The sequence below is a fragment of the Rhodococcus sp. S3 genome, from assembly GCF_058211795.1.
This window is the reverse complement of sequence record NZ_CM177074.1, coordinates 3,537,324-3,559,240: the sequence shown is the minus strand read 5'-3', so window position 1 is coordinate 3,559,240 and position 21,917 is coordinate 3,537,324. Positions and strand designations below refer to the sequence as shown.

Genomic DNA, 21,917 nt, shown 5'->3' with positions numbered 1-21,917 from the left:
TCAGTGCGTGAGCACCACCTTCACCACGACCACGATCGTCGCGATCAACGCCACTCCCACTGCGGCGATCACGGTCCGGTGATTCGGCTTGCGGTTCTGCAACCGGCGCACGACGAACACGGTCGAGCCGATACGGATCAGCACGGCGACCTCGGCGAGGATGTGTGCCGTACGGGGCTCGAGCCAGCCGATCCAGGCCGTGGCGAGCACGAGACAGGGCAAGACCGCCGACGACAGGATGGGAACGGAGTCGCGGAGTTCCTCGATGCGTTCACTGCGCGTGAGTTGTTCACCCGAACGAACGGATTGGGCGACCGACTCCGCGAAGACATGGGCGATGAACGTCGAGAGCGCGGTGCCGACCACGATGGCGATCCCGACGTACTCGGGAGAGGTCGTGATGGGGACGAGCGCGGCCAGCACCAGGATGTTGCCGTAGACATAGGCGCTGATACGGGAGGCCGCCGAACTCGGCGGCAGGGGACGGCGCCGTCGGGACAACAGGTACGAGGGCGTGGACACCTCGCTAGCGTGACACAGAACGCCCTCGTCGACGCCTCTACCGGCAGGACGCGTCAGGGTGAAACAGAAGTGGGACGGTGGGGATCCGTCACCTTCGGGCTGTAGTGCATCGGCGAGGCGCGGCGGTCGAGGGGCGGCAGGTTGCGCCCCGGTGTCTCGAGCAGGCCGGTATCGGCCGGGATCCGCCCGAACGCGCGGTCCCAGCCGGCACGCGCCCGCGGGTGGTAGCGGTACCGCCACGGCACGAGTTTCGTGCCGAGTCCGATCGCGCGACCGACGAGAGCGTGCAGTGCCGCCTCCGGTCGGCTCCACCGGTAGCCGAGCAGCTCGCGCACCGGCGGGTCGTACAAGCCGACGGTGAGCCACAGGAAGCCGGCGGTCACCGGTGGGCGGATCAGCTTCCAGACCCCTGCGGGGAACCACCGCAGGAAGGGCGGACGGTCGAGGTTCGACAGGTCGAGCACGTCGCGGGTGGCCTTGTTGTCCTCGAGCACGGTGCGGCACATGCGGTCCCAGTACTCGAGGAAGTCCTCCCAGGATGCAGGGACCGAGTGCATCGGCATGCCGTACAGCCGGTACCACTGCACATGCTCGTCGAACAGACGGTGCTTCTGTTCGAGGGTGAGCGGACCGTCGAACCATTCGATGGAGACGACGAGGCTGTAGAAGAAGGTCGCGTGCGCCCAGTAGAAGGTGTCGGGATCGAGCGCGTGGTACCTGCGGCCCTTCTTGTCGATCCCCTTGATGGTGTTGTGGTAGCCACGCACCTTCGCCGCGGTCTCCGGGGCGCGGGGGCCGTCGAAGACGACGCCGTAGATCGGGTACAGCGACCGGTAGAGCCGTTCCCATCTTTCGTCGAAGAACTTCGAGTGCTCCTCGACCCCGGCGCCGAGTCCGGGATGCATGTTCTGCATCGACCCCGCCCACGGCCCGAAGAGCATGCCGCGCCACCCGCCGAAGTATCGCCAGGTCGAGGAATCGGGACCCAGGGGTTCCGGGAGGTCCGGCCGCGCAGGGCGCGGTGCCGCGTGGTGCGACGACTCGGCGGTGTCCGGCCCGACGGAACCCTGACTACGCATGTTGTCAGAGTAGGATTCGGCGGGCATGCAGTCAACGACGGGAAGCGACAAGGTGGACACCACGCGCCGCAGTTGGGCGGGCGTCGGCATCGACGAACGCCGTCGGCTGCGCAGGGAACGTCTCCTCGCGGTGGGCGTCGACCTGCTCGGAGCGCCCGACGGCGCGGCGGCGAACGTCCGGGCCGTGTGCCGGGCCGCCGAACTCACCGAACGGTACTTCTACGAGAGCTTCACCGACCGCGACACGTTCGTCCGCGAGGTCTACGCGCACGTCGCCGACCGCGCCCGCGACGCGCTGACCGAGGCGGTGCTCTCCGCCCCCACCCTCGGCCGGGCCGAGGCCGCGGTGCGGGCGTTCGTCGAGCTCATGGTCGACGATCCCGCGAAGGGGCGCGTGCTCCTCCTCGCTCCGTTGCGCGAACCCGCGATCAGCCGGCGCGGTATCGAACTCGCGCCGACCTTCGTCGCGCTGGTCCGCGACCAACTGCCGCCGGGCGGCGACGAGGGGGAGCGCCACATGGTGGCAGTGGGTGTCGTCGGCGCCCTCACCAGCCTGTTCATGGGGTATCTCGAAGGCGACCTCGCGGTGTCGCGGGAGACCCTCGTCCGGCACTGCGTAGCGCTCGTCGAGGACGCCGGCAGGGCGGCGTGCCTGCAGGACGATCAGGCCGGGGATCCTTCCGGGCGCGGCTGACATCGCGGGCACCGGTAGACCACCCGCTCGGGATCGGTCGCGGTGCCGATCTCGCCGAACCGGATCGGGGTATGGCAGCGTCTGCACGGCTTCCCGCGACGCCCGTAGACCCACAGATTGCGGCCCGGACGACGGTCGCCGGTGGTGATACGGGTCGTCCGGTCGCGGTTCGCGACCAGCAACCGATGCGTGAGGTCGACCCACGCAGCGGGATCCCCGGCCTGCGCGACCGGGGTCCACGGATCGACGCCCCGCAGGAAGCACGATTCGGAGCGGTACACGTTCCCGACGCCGGCCATGATGCGCTGATCGAGCAGGGCCACCCCGATCGGACGGTCCGGGTCGCGCACGAGATTCGCCGCCGCACGCTCGGGATCCCAATCGGGACCGAGCAGATCCGGCCCGAGATGGCCCACTGCATCGTCCTCCCGGTCACGGGCGAGCACCTCGACGATGCCGAGTTCGAAACCCACCGCCTGCACGTCCTCGGTGCCGAGCACGATGCGCGCCTTGTATCCGGGCTTGCGCCACCGTGTTCCGCGCGGATAGACGTGCCATTCGCCTTCCATCTTCAGGTGCGAATGGATCGAGACGTCGGCGACGCGGACGAGTAGGTGCTTGCCCCGCGAGACCACTTCGTCGACCGTGCACCCGGTGAAATCGGCCGTGGCGAAACGCGGAACGCGGAAGTCCGTCTCTGTGAGCACCTTTCCCTCCAGTGCCGTTCGGAGGCGGTGCGCGGCGCGGAACACGGTGTCTCCCTCGGGCACGTCAGAACCTCAGCCGGTAGCCGCGCGGGGTCGCCGAGAATCCCGCTTCGGCAAGATATCCGGCGAACTCGTGCCCATGGATCGTCTCACCGTCGACCTTCTCGACGACGATCTTGTCGACACCACCGCGTTTGACGCTCGCAGCGAGCGACGCGCATGCGCTGCGCAACCGGCCCGGATCGTCGTCGAAGGTGAGCAGCGTGCGTCCGCCGCGTTCGACGAACAGCACGAGCGCCCCGTCGACGAGCACCACGAGTCCACCGGCCTTGCGGCCCGGCCGGTGCCGCGGCGCGTCGTCGTCGGCCGACGACTTCGGCCACGGCAGTGCCGCACCGTACGGGTTGGCCGGATCGCACGCCGCGAGGGTGACGGCCGCGGTCTCCGAGTGCCGGCCCTCGATCGAATCCGAGAACGACCGGAGACGGTCGACGACCGACGGTGTCGAGAACTGCGCTCCGCCCAGCGAATCGACGAAGTAACCGCGGCGGCACCGGCCCGTCTCCTCGAACCGGCTGAGCACCTTGTACATCGTCGCGAATCCGCCGGGCACACCCTCGCCGACGACGACACCGCGGGTGACCACGCCGTACCGCTCGAGCAGCAGTTCGGCGGTGGTGTGTGCGCGGACCGTCGCGTCGGTCTCGCGTTCGGGCAGCATCGACCAGCGCCCGCTGACGGTCGGGGGCCCGGTGCGGCTCGGCAGGGTGGGCCGCGCTCGGTACATCCGGGCCCGCGGCGCCCGGCGCGGGGTGCGGTGGGCGGGCTTGGCGCGGGAGGTGTCGCCGATCAGGGCGCGCAGCGGGGCGAGGGTGTCGCCCGCGACGTGCCCGCTCCACACCAGCTCCCACAGAGCGTCGGCGACCGTCGTGTCGCTCGCCGTGGTGTGGAGGGCGGTGACGGCGTCGACGAGTTGCCGGAAGAAGTACGCGCCGCCGCCCGAGAGCGACTCGAGGATCGCCCGGTGCACCGGTCCGAGCTCGATGTCGTCGACCGGGGCCAGGCTCACCGGGGCCAGATCGGCAGGATGCAGTGCCACCCAGCCGTCCTTCCCGGAGATGGACCCGGCACCCGACCACAAGACCTCGCCGGTCGTGGTGAGCTCGTCGAGCATCGTCGGCGTGTAGTCGCGCACGCGGGGAGCGAGGATCAGCGGTTCGAGGGCGCTCGCGGGCACCGGTACCCCGGCGAGCTGTTCGACGACGGTGAGGACACCGTCGATGCCGTAGAGCGCACTCGTGCCGGGGCCGGTGCCGAGGTGGTGCCAGTCGGGCAGGAAGCGTCCGAGGGTCGTGGTGCTGACGGGTTCGACGTCCTGCCGGGCGGCGGCGAGCGACCGGCGCCGCAGCCTCCGGAGCACCTCCGTGTCGCACCATTCCGATCCGCTCGCGCCCGGCCGGAATTCGCCTGCCGTGACGCGCTTCTCGGCGGCCAGCCGGTCGAGGACGGATTCGACGACGGCTGTGCCCAGTCCGAACCGGGCGGCGGCCTGCGCGGTGGTGAACGGACCGTGGGTACGGGCGTGCCGGGCGATCAGATCGCCGAGCGGGTCGGGGACCGGCTCGACGAACACCGTCGGAACGCCGATCGGCAGGGGCACGCCCAGCGCGTCGCGCAGACGCGAGGCATCCTCGATCGCCGCCCACCGATGTTCACCGGCATACGAGACCCGCAACGCGCGACGCTGGGTCTCGAGGTCGGCGATCCACTCCGCCGGATCGTCGGTGGTGCGCTCGCACAGTTCGGCGTCCGTGAGCGGACCGAGCAGGCGCAGCAGATCGGCGACGCCCTCGGCGTCTCGCGCCCGTCGCTGCGGGGTCAGTCGTTGCAGTTCGTGCTCGGCCTCGGTGATGACGTCGGCGTCGAGCAGTTCGCGCAGCTCGACCCGGCCGAGGAGTTCGGCGAGCAACGTCGAGTCGAGCGACAGCGCCGCGGCCCGCCGCTCGGCGAGCGGGCTGTCGCCCTCGTACAGAAACTCGCCCACATAGGAGAACAGCAGCGACGTTGCGAACGGTGAGGCCGTGGGGGTCTCGACCTCCACCAGCCGGATCCTGCGCTGGGCGATACTGCCGAGCAGGTCGCGCAGGGCGGGCAGGTCGTAGACGTCCTGCAGGCACTCGCGCACCGTCTCGAGCAGGATGGGGAAGTCGGGATAGCGGCGAGCGACGTCGAGCAGCTGCGCCGATCGTTGGCGCTGCTGCCACAGCGGGGCCCGCTTGCCGGGGTTGCGGCGGGGCAGGAGCAGGGCCCGCGCCGCGCACTCCCGGAAACGGGACGCGAACAATGCGGATCCGCCGACCTGTTCGGTGACGATGTCGTCGATCTCCTCTGTGTCGAAGATGAAGATCTCCGAGCCGGGTGGGGCGTCGTCGGTGTCGGGCAACCGGACGATGATGCCGTCGTCCGAGGGGGTGGGATGGGATTCGACGCCGTAGCGTTCGAGCAGTCGCGCGCCCACCGCGAGCGCCCACGGTGCGTGCACCCGCAACCCGAACGGCGAGTGCAGCACCAGCCGCCAGTCGCCGAGTTCGTCGCGGAACCGTTCGACGACGAGCGTGCGGTCGGTGGGCAGGTGCCCGGTGGCGGTGCGTTGCTCGTCGAGCAGACGGATGAGGTTGCCGGTGGCGTAGTCGTCGAGACCGCCCTTGCGGCAGCGGGTCTCGGCGTCCTCCGGTGAGGCGTGCCCCATCTCGCGGAGGAAGGCACCGAGCGCGGCACCGAGTTCGGCGGGGCGACCCTGACTGTCGCCGTGCCAGAAGGGCAATCGGCCGGGCCGGCCGTAGGCGGGGGAGACCAGCACCCGGTCGAAGGTGATCTCCTCGATCCGCCAGCTGGTGGCACCGAGCGCGAAGACATCGCCCACCCGCGACTCGTAGACCATCTCCTCGTCGAGTTCGCCCACCCGCGTGTTCTTCTCGCCGACCATGTACACGGTGAACAGACCACGATCGGGGATCGTGCCGCCGGAGGTGACCGCGAGTCGCTGGGCGCCGGGCCTGCCGGTGAGGGTGCCGGCCGTGCGGTCCCACACCACCCGCGGGCGGAGTTCGGCGAACTCGTCGGACGGATAGCGACCGGCAAGCAGGTCGAGGACGGATTCGTAGACACCGCGGGAGAGCGTCGCGAACGACCCGCTGCGCCGCACCGTGTCGAACCAGTCGTCGACCTCGACGGGTTCGAGGGCCGTGGCCGCGACCGTCTGCTGGGCGAGCACATCCAGCGGATTCGCCGGGATCTGCAGCGCCTCGATGTGCCCCTCGACCATCCGCTCGACGGTCACCGCGCAGTGCACGAGATCGGTGCGGTGCTTGGGGAACAGCACGCCGCGCGAGGTCTCGCCCACCTGGTGACCGGCGCGGCCGACGCGTTGCAGACCGCTGGCGACCGAGGGCGGAGCCTCGACCTGGATCACGAGATCGACCGCACCCATGTCGATGCCGAGTTCGAGACTCGACGTCGCCACCACGCACCGCAACCGGCCCGACTTGAGGTCGTCCTCGATCAGGGCGCGCTGGTCCTTGCTCACCGACCCGTGGTGGGCGCGGGCGAGCACGGGGGCAGCACCGGCGGTGGTCTCGGTGGGCGACCCGAGTTGTGAAGGTGGTGCGCCCTCGCGGTCCACCTCCTCGCCGAGGCGTTCGGCGTGGATCTCGTTGAGCCGGGCGGTGAGACGTTCGGACAGTCGCCGGGAATTGGCGAACACGATCGTCGACCGGTGCTCGGTGATGAGATCGACGATCTGCTCCTCGACGTGCGGCCAGATCGACCCGGCCTGCGGTGTGGGTGAGAACGATTCCTCGTCGGGCTCGGAAACCCCGAGTTCGGTCATGTCCTCGACCGGTACGCGCACCGCGAGATCCCACGTCTTCGCCGAGGGCGGCGCGACGATCCGGATGGGGGCGGAACCGGCGAGGAACCGGCCGACCTCCTCGTGCGGTCGCACGGTGGCCGACAACCCGATGCGTTGGGCCGGCGCGCGCAGGAGCTGGTCGAGACGCTCGAGCGACAGCGCGAGATGCGCCCCGCGTTTCGTCCCCGCCACCGCGTGGACCTCGTCGACGATCACCGTCTCGACACCGACGAGGTTCTCCCGCGCGGACGAGGTGAGCATGAGGAAGAGCGACTCGGGCGTCGTGATGAGGATGTCCGGTGGCGTGCGCGCCATGGCGCGACGATCGGCCTGGGAGGTGTCGCCGGAACGCACACCGACGGTGATGTCGGGTGGCGTCAGACCGAGCCGTTTCGCGGTCTGCGTGATGCCGACGAGCGGAGACCGCAGATTGCGCTCGACGTCGACGGCGAGGGCCTTGAGCGGCGAGACGTACAGCACGCGGGTGCGGTGCTCACGCGCGGCGTGCTCGTCGGCCGGGGTGGACGAGAGCCTGTCGAGCGACCACAGGAACGCCGACAGGGTCTTGCCCGAGCCGGTGGGGGCGACGACGAGCGTGTGGGCTCCCGAGGAGATCGAATCCCACGCGCCGAGCTGGGCCGGGGTCGGGGACTCGAACGCCCCGGCGAACCACGCCCGGGTCGGCGCGGAGAAACGATCGAGGATGTCGGTCACCATCCCATCGTCTACCCGCCGACCGACACACTCAGTCGTCGCAGGTGAACCCGCTCAGTCGTCGTACGCGAACCGGGCGATCTGCCGGCAGTGGTCGTCGGCCCAGGAGTTGCGTCCGCCGCGCATCAGTTCCGTCACGAGCGCTCGCGCCGGGGCTCGCCACGGCAACGCCTCGAACTGCTCCCGCGCGGGGGGTTCGTCGCTCCACACCACGGACACCACGGAGCCCTCGTCGACGAAGGAGAGGGCGGGGGAGTCCGCGGCGAGCTGTTCTCGGGTCGAGCCCGACGCCTTCTCCAGTTCGGCCCCCGACACGCGGACGTAGCCGGCGAGGCGCCGCTGCCCGGCCGAGAGATCGACGAACACCCCGGCGACCGCCATGTTGCCGGCATGCACCGACACCAGCGGCTTCCGCGGGTCGTCCGGATCCCCGGCGGGAAGACACACGACGGACCAGTACTCGCATTCGCTCATGCGGGCGTTGGGCACGATCGACGACACGACGTCGCGGAGCCAGGCCGTGACGGAGCCGAACTCGGGATACTGTTCGAGCTCGCGGTACTTGGTCTCGCGCAGCGGCAGGGCGGTCGTTGACGGGGGCACACGGGTGTTCACGCGACGATTATGACCGCAGCCGATGTGGTGTGGGTCATCAGATCACCACGCCGGGATTCAGGATCGCGTTCGGGTCGAGCGCGGCTTTGATCCGCTCGGTCAACGCCATCACGTCCGGTCCCACCTGATCGGGTAGCCAGGCCTTCTTGAGCCGGCCGACACCGTGTTCACCGGTGATGGTGCCGCCGAGTTCGATCGCGAGATCCATGATCTTCCCGAAGACCGTCTGTGCCCGCGCCGTCATATCCTCGTCGGCGGGGTCGTAGACGATCAGCGGGTGGGTGTTGCCGTCCCCGGCGTGGGCGATCACGGCGACGGTGACGTCGTGTCGGGTTGCGAGATCGGCGATTCTGCTCACCAGTTCCGGCAGTGCGGGGATCGGCACCCCGACGTCCTCGAGCAACAGGCTGCCGGTGCGCTCGACGGCCGGGATCGCCATGCGGCGGGCGACGGTGAACGCCTCACCCTCCTCGGGGTCGTCGGTCGCGAAGACGTCGTCGGCGCCGGCCTCGCGGCAGGCCCGCACCATGATCTCGATCTCCTCCGCGGCCGCGTTGCCGGGTGCGTCGGAGCGTGCGATGAGCATGGCCTCGGCGGTGCGGTCGAGTCCCATGCGGAGCATGTCCTCGACCGCCCCGATCGACGCCCTGTCCATGAACTCGAGCATCGCCGGTCGCAGGACCGCGGTGATCGCGACGACCGCGTCGGCGGCGGCCTGCACGGTGGCGAAGGTCGCGACCATCGTGGAGGCCGGTGGCGGCGGTGGGACGAGTCGCAGGGTCACCTCGGTGATGACCCCCAGAGTGCCCTCGCTGCCGACGAACAGCTTCGTCAGCGACAGGCCCGCGACGTCCTTGACCCGCGGACCGCCGAGCCGCACCGCGGTGCCGTCGGCGAGGACCACCTCGAGTCCGAGCACGTAGTCGGTCGTCACCCCGTACTTCACGCAGCACAGCCCACCGGCGTTGGTGGCCGCGTTGCCACCGATCGTGCAGATCTCGAAGGACGACGGATCGGGCGGATACCAGAGGCCGTGTTCGGCCGCGGCCTGCTTCACCTCGACGTTGAGCAGACCGGGTTGGACGACGGCGGTGCGGGTCGCGGTGTCGACGGTGATCGCCCGCATCTTCTCGGTGCTGAGCACGATCCCGTCGGCGAGCCCGCCGGACCCACCGGACAGGCTCGTCCCGGCACCGCGGGGTACCACCGGCACCCTGTGGGCGTTCGCCCACCGCAGTGTCGCCTGCACGTCCGCAGTGGACGTCGCGCGCACGAGCGCGAGCGGAACTGCGGCGTCCGGGTCCTGCGCACGATCCTGCCGGTAGCCGGCGAGGATGTCGGGATCGGTGACCAGCACGCCGGCGGGTAGTTGCCCGGCGAGTTCGTCGAGGGCCGGGGTCGTATCGGTGGCCGGGCGGCTCATCCGCGCACCGGCTCCACGTAGCGCGCACGCAGCTTGTGTTTGACGAGCTTGCCCGTCGGGGTGCGCGGGAGGTCGTCGGAGAAATCGATGCTGCGCGGCGCCTTGAAGTGCGACACACGGCCGCGGACGTAGGCGAGCAGTTCCTGCTCGAGTTCGGGGCTCGGCTCGATTCCGTCGACGAGCTGCACGACGGCCTTGACCTCCTCACCCATCTCCTCGTTCGGCACGCCGATCACCGCGACGTCGAACACCTTCGGATGCAGCGTGAGGACGTTCTCGGATTCCTGCGGGTAGATGTTGACGCCGCCCGAGATGATCGTGAACGCGGCCCGGTCGGTGAGGTAGAGATAGCGTTCCTCGTCCAGATAACCGATGTCGCCGCTGGTCGTCCACGTCGGATGCTCGGGATGCGTCGCCTCCTCGGTCTTCACCGGGTCGTTGTGGTACTCGAACGAACGCTCGTCGCGTTCCCACCACACCGTGCCGATCGAGCCGGTGGGCAGTTCCTGCCCCTGGTCGTCGCAGATGTGGACGGTGCCCAGGGCACCGTCACGGCCCACCGAGCCGGGATGGGCGAGGGCCTGGGCGGAGTCGATGAACGTCGCGCCGGCGCCCTCGGTGGAGGCGTAGTACTCGTTGATCACCGGCCCCCACCACTCGATCATCGCCCGCTTGATCTCGGGAGGGCACGGCGCCGCGGCGTGGATCGCGACCTTCATGCTCGACACGTCGTACTTCGCGCGGATCTCCTCGGGGAGCTTGAGCATCCGGACGAACATCGTCGGCACCCACTGGCTCGCCGTGACCGAGTAGCGGTCGATGAGCGCGAGCGCTTCCTCGGGATCGAAGTGGTCCATGAGGATCACGGTGCCGCCGACCGACTGGATCGTGCCGCAGAAGCGCAGTGGCGCAGCGTGGTACAGCGGTGCAGGGCACAGGTAGACGGTGCTGTCGTCGAATCCGTACATCGGGGCGAAGACCGCCGTGTAGGGGTCGGGGATGTCCTGGACCTGCCCGTCAGGGAGCTTCGGCTTGATGCCCTTGGGCCGGCCCGTGGTGCCCGACGAGTACAGCATGTCCTGGCCCCGGGGCTGGTCGTCGAGCGGTGTCGCGTCGAAACCGGCGAGCGCGGCGTCGTACTCCTCGAAACCGGCCGGCGACCCACCGAACGCCAACCGGTGGGTGACGCCGGGATACGCGCCGGGGGACAGGTCGACCGCACCGACGGCCTGCGCCGACACGACGAGGGCCTTCGCGCCGCAGTCGTCGACGATGTAGGCGGCTTCGGCCGGGGTCAGGTGCCAGTTGACGACGGTGATGTAGAGGCCCGAGCGCAGGGCCGCCCAGTAGACCTCCATGACCCGCAGGTCGTTGTTCGAGATCAGGGCGATGTGATCGCCGCGTTCGAGGCCGAGGGACCTCAGGTACTTCGCCAGCCGGATCGAGCGTTCGTCGAGTTCGCGATAGGTCAGCGACTCCCCGGTGGCGGGGCGGATGATCGCGGGTTTGTCGGGCGTGGTGGCGACGAAGTTCCCTGGATACATGCCCAAGGTCTACCACAGGATGTGTCACAGGCCACATATCCTCTGATTGGGCGCAGTGTCGTCGGGTACCCGTGCGGAAGGACCATGGAAGGAGAAGACGATGCCGAACCCGTCGATCAAGAACGAGAAGATGTACGAGGAGCTGCGCGAGGACGGCGCCTCGAAGGAGAAGGCAGCCCGGATCTCCAATGCCGCTGCGAACGAGGGCAAGTCGGAGGTCGGGAAGAAGGGCGGCAAGTCCGGCTCCTACGACGACTGGACGGTCGACGACCTGAAGAAGCGCGCGAAGGAACTGGGCATGACCGGTTACTCCGACATGAAGAAGGACGAGCTGATCGACGCACTGCGCAACCATTAGCCACCCGGACCCCGAGTTCGGATCAGCCGAACTCGACACCTTGGGCGAGCGGCAGCTCCGTCGAGTAGTTGACGGTGTTCGTCGCCCGCCGCATGTACGCCTTCCACGCATCCGATCCGGATTCGCGCCCACCGCCGGTGTGCTTCTCCCCGCCGAAGGCACCCCCGATCTCGGCCCCCGAGGTGCCGATGTTGACGTTGGCGATACCGCAGTCGGATCGAGCGAGGAACAGTTCGGCCTCCCGCTGGTCGAGTGTGAAGATCGACGACGAGAGTCCTTGCGGCACACCGTTGTGCAGGGCGATCGCCTCGTCGAGATCGTCGTAGTCGAGGACGTACAGGATGGGGGCGAAGGTCTCCTCGCGCACCACCTCGGTCTGCGCGGGCATCCGGACCAGCGCGGGCGAGACGTACACGCCACCACCGGCGACCTCCACTCGGTCGCCGCCGACGACGAGCGTGCCCCCGTCGGCCTGCGCGCGGTCGAGCGCCGCGGTCATCGCCTCGTAGGACCGTTCCGAGATGAGCGGACCCACGAGGACACCCTCGTCCAGCGGATTCCCCACCCGCAGACCCGAGTACGCCTTCGCGATGCGATCGACGAACTCGTCGGCGATCGACCGGTGCACGATCAGCCGACGTAAGGTGGTGCAGCGCTGGCCCGCCGTTCCGGCGGCCGCGAACACGACGCCCCGGACGGCGAGATCCTGATCGGCGGACGGAGCGACGATCGCCGCGTTGTTGCCGCCGAGTTCGAGCAGGCTCCGGCCGAACCGGGCCGCGACGCGCGGCCCGACGATCCGCCCCATCCGGCTGGAGCCGGTCGCACTCACCAGCGCGATTCGAGGGTCGTCGACGAGCGCTTCACCCACCGTGTGGTCGCCGAGGAGAAGATGGTGGAGCCCTTCGGGGGCGCCGACATCGGTGGCGGCGTGGCGCAGCAGCGCGTCGCAGGCGAGCGCGGTGAGCGGGGTGGTCTCCGACGGCTTCCACACCACCGGGTCGCCGCACACCAGCGCGATCGCGGTGTTCCACGACCACACCGCCACGGGGAAGTTGAACGCGGAGATCACGCCCACCACGCCGAGCGGATGCCAGATCTCCATGAGGCGGTGCCCGGGTCGCTCGGACGGCATCGTCCGCCCGTAGAGCTGTCGCGACAGACCGACGGCGAACTCGCAGACGTCGATCATCTCCTGCACCTCGCCTGCGGCCTCCGACGGGATCTTTCCCGCCTCGAGAGTGACGAGTTCGGCGAGATCCGACTTGTGTTCGACGAGAAGTTCGCCGAGCCTTCGCACCACGCGGCCGCGCACCGGAGCGGGGATGTCCCGCCACTGTTCGAAGGCCTGTGCCGCCGCTGTGATCGTCGCGTCGACCTCGGCGGCCGAGTGGACCGGGAGGTGCCCGATCACGCTGCCGTCGATCGGGCTGGTCACCGCGAGCGCCGCGTCGTCGGGCAGGGCGTCGACGCCGCACTGCCTCAGAGCGGTCGCCGCGCGATCGGCGAGATCGGTGGTCGCATTCATCGGTGAGCTCCTTTACTGCTCGGATACCCTGCGCTGGTGCCCGAATCCTCGAGAAACGACTCGTCGAAGGAGTCGCTGGACGACATCGATCGGATGCTGCTGCGCGAACTGGTCGCCGACGGTCGCGCGACGCTCGCGGCGCTCGCCGAGAAGGCAGGACTGTCCGTCTCGGCTGTGCAGTCGCGGGTGCGCCGACTCGAGGCGCGCAACGTGATCCGCGGATACAGTGCGCGCGTCGATCCCGAAGCGCTCGGGCTGATGTTGTCGGCGTTCGTGGCGATCACCCCTCTCGACCCGTCGCAACCCGACGACGCACCGGCCCGTCTCCGGCACATCTCCGCGATCGAATCGTGTCACTCGGTGGCGGGCGACGAAAGCTACATCCTCCTCGTACGTGTCGAGTCTCCTCGCGCTCTCGAACGGCTGCTGCAGGAGATCCGTGCGACCGCCAACGTCGCGACCCGCAGCACCGTCGTCCTGCAAACATTTTACGAACGATAGGCATCTACGCCGTAAGTGTTGCTGTGATACCGGGTTTGCCCCGTTGATTATCGCGTACGGTGGGGTCATGAGCACTGCATTCCGAAACCCGGACGGTGCCGAGAACCTCGCCCCCGACCGGGTACACAGCATCCTCGGCCGGCACATGCTCGCCGACGGTTTCGACCTCGTCCTCGATCTCGACCGTTCCCGCGGAGTACGCCTCGTCGACGCCCGGGACGGAACCACGTGGCTCGACATGTTCGGGTTCTTCGCGTCGTCCACGCTCGGGATGAACCATCCGGCGCTGACCGATCCGGAGGCAGCGCACGAACTCGCCGCCGTCGCGGCGAACAAGCCCAGCAACTCCGACATCTACACCGTGCCCATGGCACGCTTCGTCGAGACCTTCGTGCGCGTCCTCGGCGATCCGGCGCTGCCGCACCTGTTCTTCGTCGACGGTGGTGGGCTCGCAGTGGAGAACGCGCTCAAGGTCGCGTTCGACTGGAAGAGCCGCCTCAACGAGTCCCGTGGTCTGCCCGCCCACCTGGGCGGATCGGTGCTGCACCTGACCGAGGCCTTCCACGGCCGCACCGGGTACACCCTGTCTCTGACCAACACCGATCCGGTCAAGACCGACCGGTTCCCCAAGTTCGACTGGCCGCGGATCGACGCGCCCTATCTCGCCGAGGGACGCGATGTCGCCGCGGCCGAGGAGAAGGCCCTCGAACAGGCACGCCGCGCCTTCGCCGAACGTCCCCACGACATCGCGTGCTTCATCGCCGAACCGATCCAGGGGGAAGGCGGCGACCATCACTTCCGTCCCGAGTTCTTCCGGGCGATCGCACAGTTGTGCCGGGAGAACGACGCCCTGATGATCTTCGACGAGGTGCAGACGGGTGCCGGCACGACCGGCACCGCGTGGGCCTACCAGCAGCTCGGCGTCACCCCCGACATCGTCGCCTTCGGCAAGAAGACGCAGGTGTGCGGGATCATGGCCGGTGAACGCATCGACGAGGTACCCGACAACGTGTTCGCCGTGAGCTCGCGGATCAACTCGACGTGGGGCGGCAATCTCACCGACATGGTGCGGGCCCGCCGCATCCTCGAGGTCGTCGAACACGACAGGCTGATCGACCGCGCCCGGTTGAGCGGAGCGCACCTGCTGTCGGGGTTGCAGCAGATCGCCGCGCGACGACCGGTCGTCACCGAACCGCGGGGACGCGGACTGATGTGCGCGGTCGATCTCCCGACTCCGGAGATCCGCGACGAGGTGCTGCGACGGCTGTACCGCGACGAGCACGTCCTCGTGATCGGGACGGGCACGCGCGGCATCCGCTTCCGGCCGCCGCTGATCGTCACCACCCACGAGCTCGACGAGGCCCTCGACGCGCTCGACAGGGTGACCTCGCAGTACGAATGACGGGGCGGGTCCCCCTGTTCGGGGCCGCACGGCGGTAGCTTGTCGGATATGGCCGATGCACTGGACGAGACCGTGACCGGCGGCGAATCCTTCGCGATTCCGTCGCTCGCCAACCTGAGGGACATCGGCGGTTGCCGTAGTTCGTTCGGCGGCGTGGTCCGCACCGGGGTGGTCTTCCGCTCCACCGACCTCAGCCGCCTGACCGACACCGACATCGAGACCCTCGATGCCCTGAGTATCGCGACGGTCTTCGACCTGCGCACGCTCGAGGAGCAGCAGGCCCGTCCCGATCGCGTCCCCGACGGCGCCCGGCACCTCGGCCTCGACGTCCTCGCCGATCGTGAAGGCGGATCGATCGCGGCGGCGCTGCCGCAACTCGTGTCGAATCCGGAGTTGGTGTCGCAGATACTCGGCGACGGTCGCGCCACCGACTACCTACGTCAGAGCTACCGCGATTTCGTCACTCTTCCGAGCGCAGTGGCGTCGTACCGGACCCTGGCCGACACCGTCGCGCACGGCGACGTTCCGGGGCTCGTGCACTGCAGTGCCGGCAAGGACCGCACCGGGTGGGCGGCGGCGTCGCTGCTCCTGTTCGCCGGCGCCGACCAGGAGGCCGTGTTCACCGACTATCTCCGCACCAACGACGAACTGCTCCCGCATTTCGACGACTTCTTCGCCCGGTTCGCATCGCTCGGCGGCGATCCGGACCTGATCACGCCCCTGCTCGGTGTGCGCCGCGAGTACCTCGAGGTGGCGATCGACGAGGCGTTGTCGCGCTACGGAACCATCGAGCAGTACTTCGCCGCCGGACTCGGTCTCGACGACGACACCCTGCAGGCCCTGCGGACCCGGCTCGTCGATTCGAACGTGACCGCCTGACCGTCACCTCGGCGCCGGCGTGCTCAGGGTCGGCACGGGGACCGGACCGTAGCGTCGCCACCGCGGTCCGGGTGCGTAGGAGCGCAGCTCGTCGACTCGGCGTGCGACAGCGTCGGGATCGGTGAGTTCGGCGCGGGCGTCGGGGTCGCGGAGATAGTGGTCGAGCACGGCGTCGAGGAGTTCGGGTGCGATCTCGAACCGGCGCCGGTCGATGCGGGCAGTATGACCGGGGCGGCGTCGGGATGAGGGACGTAGGTCGCCGTCCTTGCGGTCGTCGATGATCCGCCACGGCAACGGAACCCGCGAACTCGTGGTGGCGCCACGCGCCGGTAGGGCCGGCACGACGACATAGAGGGGATCGGCCAGTACTCCGGACGCCGTTGCCTCCCAGGGGATCCAGGTGTCCGTGGCGTGATCGCTGAAGCGGATTCCCTCGGCGGAGAGTGTGATGTAACCGGGGCGTAGTTTGTGTCGGACGATGAGGAAGCAGTAGCCGACCTGCCACGCGCAGGCGAGGACGGCCAGGACGACGTTGATGTCCAGCCGCTGTTCGTCGGGCTCGCCCGTCAGCCAGATGAGCCCGAGGAGCATGAGCGTGAACGCTCCGATCTGGACGAAAGCGATCCGGAACACCCAGGACGACTGCCGCAGAACCAGCGCCGGTGCCGTGGATCCGGTGTCCGCCGTGATGTGGTCCGCCTTCGTGCGAGGGCTGTACATGAGGAAGCCGAGCACCGGATACATGAGGATCGTGGCGCTCAGCGCCAGGATTACCGGCCAGCCCCTGGGCAGTTCGAGGGGAGCCCCCTGTGCTGCCTGCTCGATCAACACTGCCGGGACGAGCAGCAGGAAGACGAGACCGACGATTCCGGTCCCGAGAACGACGAAAGGGGCACGCGAGTCGCCGTAGGTGCGGAGACCGTGGTCGTCAGAAGATGGCATCGAATGCTCCTCGTCCCAGCCTGGCCAATCCTCCGATGGAGGCACCGGCGAGTTCTTTGGTTGCGCTTGCAGCACTTCCGACTTCGGCCAGGCCAGCGCTGAAGGATCCACCGATCGATTTCGTGCTCGACTCGTAGAGATTGTCGACCGCGCCGGAGGTGAAGATTCCGGTGACCGTCCCTGCTGCTGCGCCGACCACCGCTCCGAACGCCGTGCCGGCGCCCGGAACGATCGACCCGACCATCGCACCTGCCGCGGAACCGGCGGCTATCGATGCTCCGAGACCGAGGCCGTTGGATACCACGGCCTGTTCGAGGGACTCACCACCCGCGAAATAGTCGAGCCCGACACCGGCGACGAGACCTATGGTCCCCGCGGCCCGGCCGGCGGTCCGGGACATCGATGCCATGTCGTCGAGGCGTCCGGTGGTCGCCACCAGATCGTCGAGTGGTTCCCGCGCAGAACCGAACAGACGTCGTAACTCGTCGTAGGGTGTGTCCGGCGAAAGCGAGAGAAATCGCTCCATCTCACGGATCGCCTCGGTCTGGAGGTGCTGCTGCATGGTGAGGAGGTCCGCGATCCTGCCTTGCAGGTTCTTGTCGACGTAGTCGAGCGCGGTGCTCACGAGGAAGGACGCGGACCACGGGTGTCCGGTCCAGGTGTTCGTGGCGGTTGCGACTGCGACGGACCAGCGAGCGTGCACCGCCTCGGCGGCGTCACTCGCTTCTTGATATGCCGAGGTCCTCCGGAAAGCGGCTTCGTCGTCACCCGGGGGAGGATCGCTGATCGTGTTGCACACCACCGGCAGTCCCGCGGCCAAGGCACGAGCGCGGATGTCGGCCATGTCGGACAGGGCGCGCGACAGTTCGCCCGCCAGGCCCGCGAAGACATCGGCGGTCCTCGATGTCCGCTCGTGGAAATCGTCGATGGCGTGGACGTGTTCGCTCGACCTGTCGAGGTAGGTCTCGGAAGCGTCGCCGTCCCAGGCGTCGTCGGCGATGCGACGCGCCCGGGCCGCGGCGTCGGCGACGTTCCCGATCGTGGTGCCCAGCGTCGTGCGAATCCAGTCCTCGACCCGTCGGATGTCGGTGGGGTTGCCGGCGATGAAGGTGTCGATCGGCACGGTCACTCCGACCAGGTCCGGACGAGCGCGGCGGCGGCCTCGTCGTCGGCGTCCCGGTACGTCTGCGCTGTGGTCGTCAGCAGGCCACCCGTTCCGCCGAGGAGCTCGACCATGCCGGCGAGGTCGGTGACGATCTGCGCAAGCATGCCGGTGAGCGGGCCGGTCGCGAGACCCGCGTCCACGCTTGTGGGGCAGGTGTCGACGAGATCTGCGGTGTCCGTGGCCGCACCCGTGTAGATGCCTGCGGCCCGATCGAGTTCGTCGGGATCGACGTACAGGCTCATCTCGCGTCTCCGGAGGCCGGGTGTCGACGTTCCGCTTCGGGTATCGGGACGTCGAGCAGCAGCGAATCCCACGGCTGTGCCTCACGCAGTCGCGGGAGCACGTGCGTGGGCAGCACCAGCCACGGTTGCCCGGCGCCGCAACAGGAGTGGAGACGGTCGAGTGCCGTGTAGGCGAGCAGCGCGATGCGGCCGTCGCTGAGATATCGATAGTCGACGGTGGCATCGGCCGGATCCGAGACCGCTTCCGCGCACGGTAGGTAGAGATACGGCGGGAGCACCGTCGGTAGTGCGTCCGCGACCTGTTCCTGCGACATTCGTTCCCCCGTGAGCAGCCCGTCCGATCCCCCGTCGGACTGTCGGCGCGGAGGAGGCTACCAGCGTCAGGGTTTGTGACGAATCACGGGTTGATGCTTACGGTTTCGACCGCGTGCGAGAACGTGAGCCGACGACGGCCGCGACGGCGAGGCCGATCGCAACGCCGACGAGATCGGCGCACCAGTCCCAGAACGATCCGGAACGCCGGACCGCGACGGTGGCCTGGAGGATCTCCGTCAGCACGCCGTAGAGGCCCAGCCACACCACCGTGACGACGGGGGAGATCCGTGCGTAGCGGGAGCAGAGCGCGAGGGCCACGAACATCAGTGCGTGCGTGACCTTGTCGGCGTGCGGCGGACCGCTCGGCACGGTGCCGCCGGGGGAGAGCAGCATCGCGGTGATGACGACGACCGCGAGGACCAGGGGCAGAGCGCGGTGCCGGAGGAGCGTGAACGGCACGGTTCAGGCGTTCTTGTTCTCACCACGGTGGGTGTCGGCGTCGTCGGTGCTGTGCCCGTGCCGGTCGCGACCGGCGAACAGGACGATGCCCACGGCGGGGATCAACAGGAAGAACAACCACGTGTCGAACGTGAAGAACAACACGAGCGCGACGAGCGGGGTCAGCCCCATCACGATCTCGCGCCGACGCTCGGGATCCTTCCTCGGGGTGATCACCGGCAGGTCGTCGCGGGTCGTCGTGGGCAGCTCCGTGACGTGGGCGGGCAGGTCGGTGAACAGCACCTGGAGATCGCCCCGCGTCGTCGCGGCCGACGCCTTCGCGCTGCGTTCGTCGAACTCCGACAGCGTCAGCCGGCCGAGCGCGAAGTGTTCGCCGAGCAGGTCGAGCGCCTCACTGCGTTCTGCGTTGCCGATCCGGATGTCGGGGTGTTCGGGCATGCCGGCCACACTAACCTGTGCGGTCGGACCGGCGACAGGCACGGGCACCCCGCGAAGGGCTGTGATCCCCACTACAGGATCTCCGCGACGGCAGGAGGACGCGGCCGGGCACCGCGAGGTCAGGACGGCCCGCGGCCCTCGCCGAGGAGCCGGTAGGCCCGGCGACCGACGACGAACAGCACGCCGAAGGCGATGAGCAGCGCGATCGGATGCCGGAAGACGACGATCACGAGCAACGCGACCAGGATGAACGGAACCAGCGTGAGCAGCTGTTCCACCAGATCACGCGGCCCGGTCGTAGCCATCGCCGCCGGCGCGGAGGGCAGGTCGGCGAAGAGGGGGATCAGGTCGCCGCGCACCGTGGCCTGCGTGGCGAGCGCGACCCGCTCGTCGAACTCCGCCAGGCTGAGACGGCCCGCGGCGAAGTGCTCGCCGAGCAGCGCGACGGCTTCTTCACGCTCGGCGGTGCCTATGCGGATGTCGGGGCGGTCGGCCATGACTCCAGGCTAGTGGTTTTTCGCGCGCAGGAGCCGGGCCGCGACACGGCCGATACGACGAGTCCCCCGCATCGTGAGCGATGCGGGGGACTCGTCGGGAGCTGCCGTGTTGCCCGAGCGTTGCTCGAGCGGCGTCCTACTTGATCTCGGTGAGCACGGTGCCCTGGGTGACCGCGGCACCCGGCTCGACCGCCAGGCCGGTGACGACGCCCGCCTTGTGAGCGTTGACCGGGTTCTCCATCTTCATGGCCTCGAGCACGGCGATGAGTTCGCCCTCGGCGACCTCCTGGCCCTCGGTGACCGCGACCTTGACGACCGTGCCCTGCATGGGTGCGGTCACCGCGTCGCCCGACGCCTTGCCGGCGCCGCCGCCACCGCGCTTGCGGGGCTTCGGCTTCTTGCGGATCGCGCCGGCACCGCCGCCGTTACCGCCGAGCGAGAACTGGCCGGGCAGCGACACCTCGACGCGGCGTCCGCCGACCTCGACGACGACGTTCTGACGCGGCAGGGCCTCGTCCTCGTCCTCGATCGGGGCACCACCGGTGTACGGCTCGATGGTGTTCTCCCACTCGTTCTCGATCCACTTGGTGTAGACATCGAACTTCTCGCCGTCGCCCACGAACGCCGGGTTCCGGACGATGTGGCGGTGGAACGGGATCACCGTGGCCAGGCCCTCGACCTCGAACTCGGCCAGCGCACGGGCAGCGCGCTGCAGCGCCTGCTCGCGGGTCTCACCGGTGACGATCAGCTTGGCGAGCATCGAGTCGAACTGACCGCCGATGACGTCGCCCTGGACGACACCCGAGTCGACGCGCACGCCGGGGCCCGTGGGCTCCTTGTAGACGGTGATCGGGCCGGGGGCGGGGAGGAAGCCGCGACCGGCGTCCTCACCGTTGATGCGGAACTCGAAGGAGTGGCCGCGCGGGGTCGGGTCCTCGGTGAGCTCGAGCTTCTCGCCGTTGGCGATGCGGAACTGCTGACGCACGAGGTCGATGCCGGCGGTCTCCTCGGTGACCGGGTGCTCGACCTGCAGGCGGGTGTTGACCTCGAGGAAGGAGACGGTGTCGCCCTGCACGAGGTACTCGACCGTGCCGGCGCCGTAGTAACCGGCCTCGCGGCAGATGGCCTTGGCGGAGTCGTGGATGCGCTTGCGCTGCTCGTCGGTCAGGAACGGCGCGGGGGCCTCCTCGACGAGCTTCTGGAAGCGGCGCTGCAGCGAGCAGTCGCGGGTGCCGGCGACGATGACGTTGCCGTGCTGGTCGGCGATGACCTGGGCCTCGACGTGGCGGGCCTTGTCGAGGTACTGCTCGACGAAGCACTCGCCGCGACCGAAGGCGGCGACGGCCTCACGGGTGGCCGACTCGAACAGTTCGGGGATCTCCTCGATGGTCTGCGCGACCTTCATGCCGCGTCCACCGCCGCCGAAGGCTGCCTTGATCGCGACCGGCACGCCGTACTTCTTCGCGAACTCGACGACCTCGTCGGCGTTCTTGACCGGGTCCTTGGTGCCGGCCGCCATCGGAGCCTTGGCGCGCTCGGCGATGTGGCGGGCGGTGACCTTGTCGCCGAGGTCGCGGATGGACTGCGGCGAGGGGCCGATCCAGATGAGGCCGGCGTCGATCACGGCCTGGGCGAAGTCGGCGTTCTCGGAGAGGAAGCCGTAGCCGGGGTGGATGGCGTCGGCGCCGGACTTGGCGGCGGCGTCGAGGATCTTGTCGAACACCAGGTAGGACTCGGCCGAGGTGTTGCCGCCCAGCGCGAACGCCTCGTCGGCGAGCTTCACGAACTGTGCGTCTGCGTCCGGTTCGGCGTAGACGGCGACACTGCCGTAGCCCGCGTCCTTGGCGGCTCGGATGACCCGCACAGCGATCTCGCCGCGGTTCGCGACGAGCACCTTCGTGATCTGCGCGCTGGCATGACTGGGCACGGAGCCTCCTGTTGATCGATCGTTAGGTTATTTCCGTCGACGGGCAGTCTAAGCGG

At 69.0% G+C, this 21,917-nt stretch carries 21 protein-coding genes; 5 read left to right on the top strand and 16 right to left on the bottom strand.

Features of this window, described 5'->3' with window-relative positions; translation table 11 throughout:
• Together AC0LPE_RS16665 and AC0LPE_RS16660 are read right to left on the bottom strand one after the other, a co-directional pair.
• Entirely contained in the window at window positions 1-522 is a 522-nt protein-coding gene (locus tag AC0LPE_RS16665) for a hypothetical protein (protein WP_490604852.1), read from the bottom strand.
• A gap of 53 nt (window positions 523-575) precedes the next feature.
• Window positions 576-1,601: an oxygenase MpaB family protein gene (locus AC0LPE_RS16660; RefSeq protein WP_490604851.1), complete on the bottom strand. Its 1,026-nt coding sequence runs from the start codon at window positions 1,599-1,601 to the stop codon at window positions 576-578.
• A gap of 25 nt (window positions 1,602-1,626) precedes the next feature.
• Between AC0LPE_RS16660 and AC0LPE_RS16655 the strand changes: the two genes are divergently transcribed.
• A complete protein-coding gene (locus AC0LPE_RS16655) occupies window positions 1,627-2,295 on the top strand; it encodes a TetR/AcrR family transcriptional regulator (protein WP_490604850.1) in 669 nt (222 codons plus the stop codon).
• On the opposite strand, the gene AC0LPE_RS16650 is transcribed toward AC0LPE_RS16655, so the two are convergent.
• Genes AC0LPE_RS16650 through AC0LPE_RS16630 form a run of 5 tightly spaced genes read right to left on the bottom strand, consistent with a single transcriptional unit; the run spans window position 2,265 to window position 11,208 of the window.
• Window positions 2,265-3,065, bottom strand: coding sequence for a DNA-formamidopyrimidine glycosylase family protein (locus tag AC0LPE_RS16650; RefSeq protein ID WP_490604849.1), 801 nt, complete (start codon window positions 3,063-3,065; stop codon window positions 2,265-2,267). The genes AC0LPE_RS16655 and AC0LPE_RS16650 overlap by 31 nt on opposite strands.
• A gap of 1 nt (window position 3,066) precedes the next feature.
• Window positions 3,067-7,629: an ATP-dependent helicase gene (locus tag AC0LPE_RS16645; protein ID WP_490604848.1), complete on the bottom strand. Its 4,563-nt coding sequence runs from the start codon at window positions 7,627-7,629 to the stop codon at window positions 3,067-3,069.
• A 51-nt stretch (window positions 7,630-7,680) separates the two neighbouring features.
• Entirely contained in the window at window positions 7,681-8,241 is a 561-nt protein-coding gene (locus AC0LPE_RS16640; protein WP_490604847.1) for a hypothetical protein, read from the bottom strand.
• Window positions 8,242-8,278: 37 nt separating this feature from the next.
• The gene (locus tag AC0LPE_RS16635; protein WP_490604846.1) at window positions 8,279-9,664 is read right to left on the bottom strand and encodes an FAD-binding oxidoreductase; all 1,386 of its coding nucleotides are present in this window, start codon (window positions 9,662-9,664) and stop codon (window positions 8,279-8,281) included.
• A complete protein-coding gene (locus AC0LPE_RS16630) occupies window positions 9,661-11,208 on the bottom strand; it encodes an AMP-binding protein (RefSeq protein WP_490604845.1) in 1,548 nt (515 codons plus the stop codon). Before AC0LPE_RS16630 ends, AC0LPE_RS16635 begins: the two co-directional genes overlap by 4 nt.
• Before the next feature lie 100 nt (window positions 11,209-11,308).
• Between AC0LPE_RS16630 and AC0LPE_RS16625 the strand changes: the two genes are divergently transcribed.
• On the top strand, window positions 11,309-11,566 hold the full coding sequence (locus tag AC0LPE_RS16625) for a DUF7218 family protein (RefSeq protein ID WP_016692801.1): 258 nt from the start codon (window positions 11,309-11,311) through the stop codon (window positions 11,564-11,566).
• Between the two features lie 22 nt (window positions 11,567-11,588).
• Here the strand turns inward: AC0LPE_RS16625 and amaB are convergent, their stop codons facing one another.
• The gene (gene amaB, locus AC0LPE_RS16620; RefSeq protein WP_490604844.1) at window positions 11,589-13,094 is read right to left on the bottom strand and encodes an L-piperidine-6-carboxylate dehydrogenase; all 1,506 of its coding nucleotides are present in this window, start codon (window positions 13,092-13,094) and stop codon (window positions 11,589-11,591) included.
• Between the two features lie 36 nt (window positions 13,095-13,130).
• Here amaB and AC0LPE_RS16615 point away from each other — a divergent pair, with 36 nt between their 5' ends.
• The 3 genes from AC0LPE_RS16615 to AC0LPE_RS16605 all read left to right on the top strand — a co-directional run bounded on the left by AC0LPE_RS16615 (window position 13,131) and on the right by AC0LPE_RS16605 (window position 15,876).
• Window positions 13,131-13,595: an Lrp/AsnC family transcriptional regulator gene (locus tag AC0LPE_RS16615; protein WP_016692799.1), complete on the top strand. Its 465-nt coding sequence runs from the start codon at window positions 13,131-13,133 to the stop codon at window positions 13,593-13,595.
• A 67-nt stretch (window positions 13,596-13,662) separates the two neighbouring features.
• Window positions 13,663-14,997: an L-lysine 6-transaminase gene (gene lat / locus AC0LPE_RS16610; RefSeq protein WP_059382297.1), complete on the top strand. Its 1,335-nt coding sequence runs from the start codon at window positions 13,663-13,665 to the stop codon at window positions 14,995-14,997.
• Window positions 14,998-15,045: 48 nt separating this feature from the next.
• Window positions 15,046-15,876, top strand: coding sequence for a tyrosine-protein phosphatase (locus AC0LPE_RS16605; RefSeq protein WP_059382296.1), 831 nt, complete (start codon window positions 15,046-15,048; stop codon window positions 15,874-15,876).
• A 3-nt stretch (window positions 15,877-15,879) separates the two neighbouring features.
• Here the strand turns inward: AC0LPE_RS16605 and AC0LPE_RS16600 are convergent, their stop codons facing one another.
• The 8 genes from AC0LPE_RS16600 to AC0LPE_RS16565 form a co-directional block, all read right to left on the bottom strand.
• A complete protein-coding gene (locus tag AC0LPE_RS16600; protein ID WP_490604843.1) occupies window positions 15,880-16,818 on the bottom strand; it encodes a hypothetical protein in 939 nt (312 codons plus the stop codon).
• A complete protein-coding gene (locus AC0LPE_RS16595) occupies window positions 16,805-17,941 on the bottom strand; it encodes a hypothetical protein (protein ID WP_490604842.1) in 1,137 nt (378 codons plus the stop codon). The genes AC0LPE_RS16600 and AC0LPE_RS16595 overlap by 14 nt, the downstream gene beginning before the upstream one ends.
• A gap of 2 nt (window positions 17,942-17,943) precedes the next feature.
• A complete protein-coding gene (locus AC0LPE_RS16590) occupies window positions 17,944-18,225 on the bottom strand; it encodes a hypothetical protein (RefSeq protein WP_059382293.1) in 282 nt (93 codons plus the stop codon).
• On the bottom strand, window positions 18,222-18,539 hold the full coding sequence (locus AC0LPE_RS16585) for an SAV_915 family protein (protein ID WP_059382292.1): 318 nt from the start codon (window positions 18,537-18,539) through the stop codon (window positions 18,222-18,224). The genes AC0LPE_RS16590 and AC0LPE_RS16585 overlap by 4 nt, the downstream gene beginning before the upstream one ends.
• A gap of 97 nt (window positions 18,540-18,636) precedes the next feature.
• Window positions 18,637-18,999 (bottom strand): VanZ family protein, encoded by a 363-nt coding sequence (locus AC0LPE_RS16580; RefSeq protein WP_490604841.1) that lies wholly within the window; start codon window positions 18,997-18,999, stop codon window positions 18,637-18,639.
• A gap of 3 nt (window positions 19,000-19,002) precedes the next feature.
• Window positions 19,003-19,437, bottom strand: coding sequence for a DUF1707 SHOCT-like domain-containing protein (locus AC0LPE_RS16575; RefSeq protein WP_088897731.1), 435 nt, complete (start codon window positions 19,435-19,437; stop codon window positions 19,003-19,005).
• Window positions 19,438-19,556: 119 nt separating this feature from the next.
• A complete protein-coding gene (locus AC0LPE_RS16570) occupies window positions 19,557-19,934 on the bottom strand; it encodes a DUF1707 SHOCT-like domain-containing protein (RefSeq protein WP_059382290.1) in 378 nt (125 codons plus the stop codon).
• 136 nt (window positions 19,935-20,070) lie between these two features.
• Complete coding sequence (locus AC0LPE_RS16565; RefSeq protein WP_085468532.1) at window positions 20,071-21,861, bottom strand: acetyl/propionyl/methylcrotonyl-CoA carboxylase subunit alpha; 1,791 nt, start codon at window positions 21,859-21,861, stop codon at window positions 20,071-20,073.
• Window positions 21,862-21,917 lie beyond the last annotated feature (56 nt).

What these genes read in the sequence shown, in the direction of transcription:
- AC0LPE_RS16625 (WP_016692801.1), top strand. Translation starts at nt 11,309, where the DNA reads ATGCCGAACCCGTCGATCAAGAACGAGAAGATGTACGAGGAGCTGCGC.
- AC0LPE_RS16630 (WP_490604845.1), bottom strand. Translation starts at nt 11,208, where the DNA reads ATGTATCCAGGGAACTTCGTCGCCACCACGCCCGACAAACCCGCGATC.
- AC0LPE_RS16570 (WP_059382290.1), bottom strand. Translation starts at nt 19,934, where the DNA reads ATGGCCGACCGCCCCGACATCCGCATAGGCACCGCCGAGCGTGAAGAA.
- AC0LPE_RS16590 (WP_059382293.1), bottom strand. Translation starts at nt 18,225, where the DNA reads ATGAGCCTGTACGTCGATCCCGACGAACTCGATCGGGCCGCAGGCATC.
- AC0LPE_RS16660 (WP_490604851.1), bottom strand. Translation starts at nt 1,601, where the DNA reads ATGCGTAGTCAGGGTTCCGTCGGGCCGGACACCGCCGAGTCGTCGCAC.
- AC0LPE_RS16600 (WP_490604843.1), bottom strand. Translation starts at nt 16,818, where the DNA reads ATGCCATCTTCTGACGACCACGGTCTCCGCACCTACGGCGACTCGCGT.
- AC0LPE_RS16605 (WP_059382296.1), top strand. Translation starts at nt 15,046, where the DNA reads ATGGCCGATGCACTGGACGAGACCGTGACCGGCGGCGAATCCTTCGCG.
- amaB (WP_490604844.1), bottom strand. Translation starts at nt 13,094, where the DNA reads ATGAATGCGACCACCGATCTCGCCGATCGCGCGGCGACCGCTCTGAGG.
- AC0LPE_RS16575 (WP_088897731.1), bottom strand. Translation starts at nt 19,437, where the DNA reads ATGCCCGAACACCCCGACATCCGGATCGGCAACGCAGAACGCAGTGAG.
- AC0LPE_RS16645 (WP_490604848.1), bottom strand. Translation starts at nt 7,629, where the DNA reads ATGGTGACCGACATCCTCGATCGTTTCTCCGCGCCGACCCGGGCGTGG.
- lat (WP_059382297.1), top strand. Translation starts at nt 13,663, where the DNA reads ATGAGCACTGCATTCCGAAACCCGGACGGTGCCGAGAACCTCGCCCCC.
- AC0LPE_RS16655 (WP_490604850.1), top strand. Translation starts at nt 1,627, where the DNA reads ATGCAGTCAACGACGGGAAGCGACAAGGTGGACACCACGCGCCGCAGT.
- AC0LPE_RS16585 (WP_059382292.1), bottom strand. Translation starts at nt 18,539, where the DNA reads ATGTCGCAGGAACAGGTCGCGGACGCACTACCGACGGTGCTCCCGCCG.
- AC0LPE_RS16635 (WP_490604846.1), bottom strand. Translation starts at nt 9,664, where the DNA reads ATGAGCCGCCCGGCCACCGATACGACCCCGGCCCTCGACGAACTCGCC.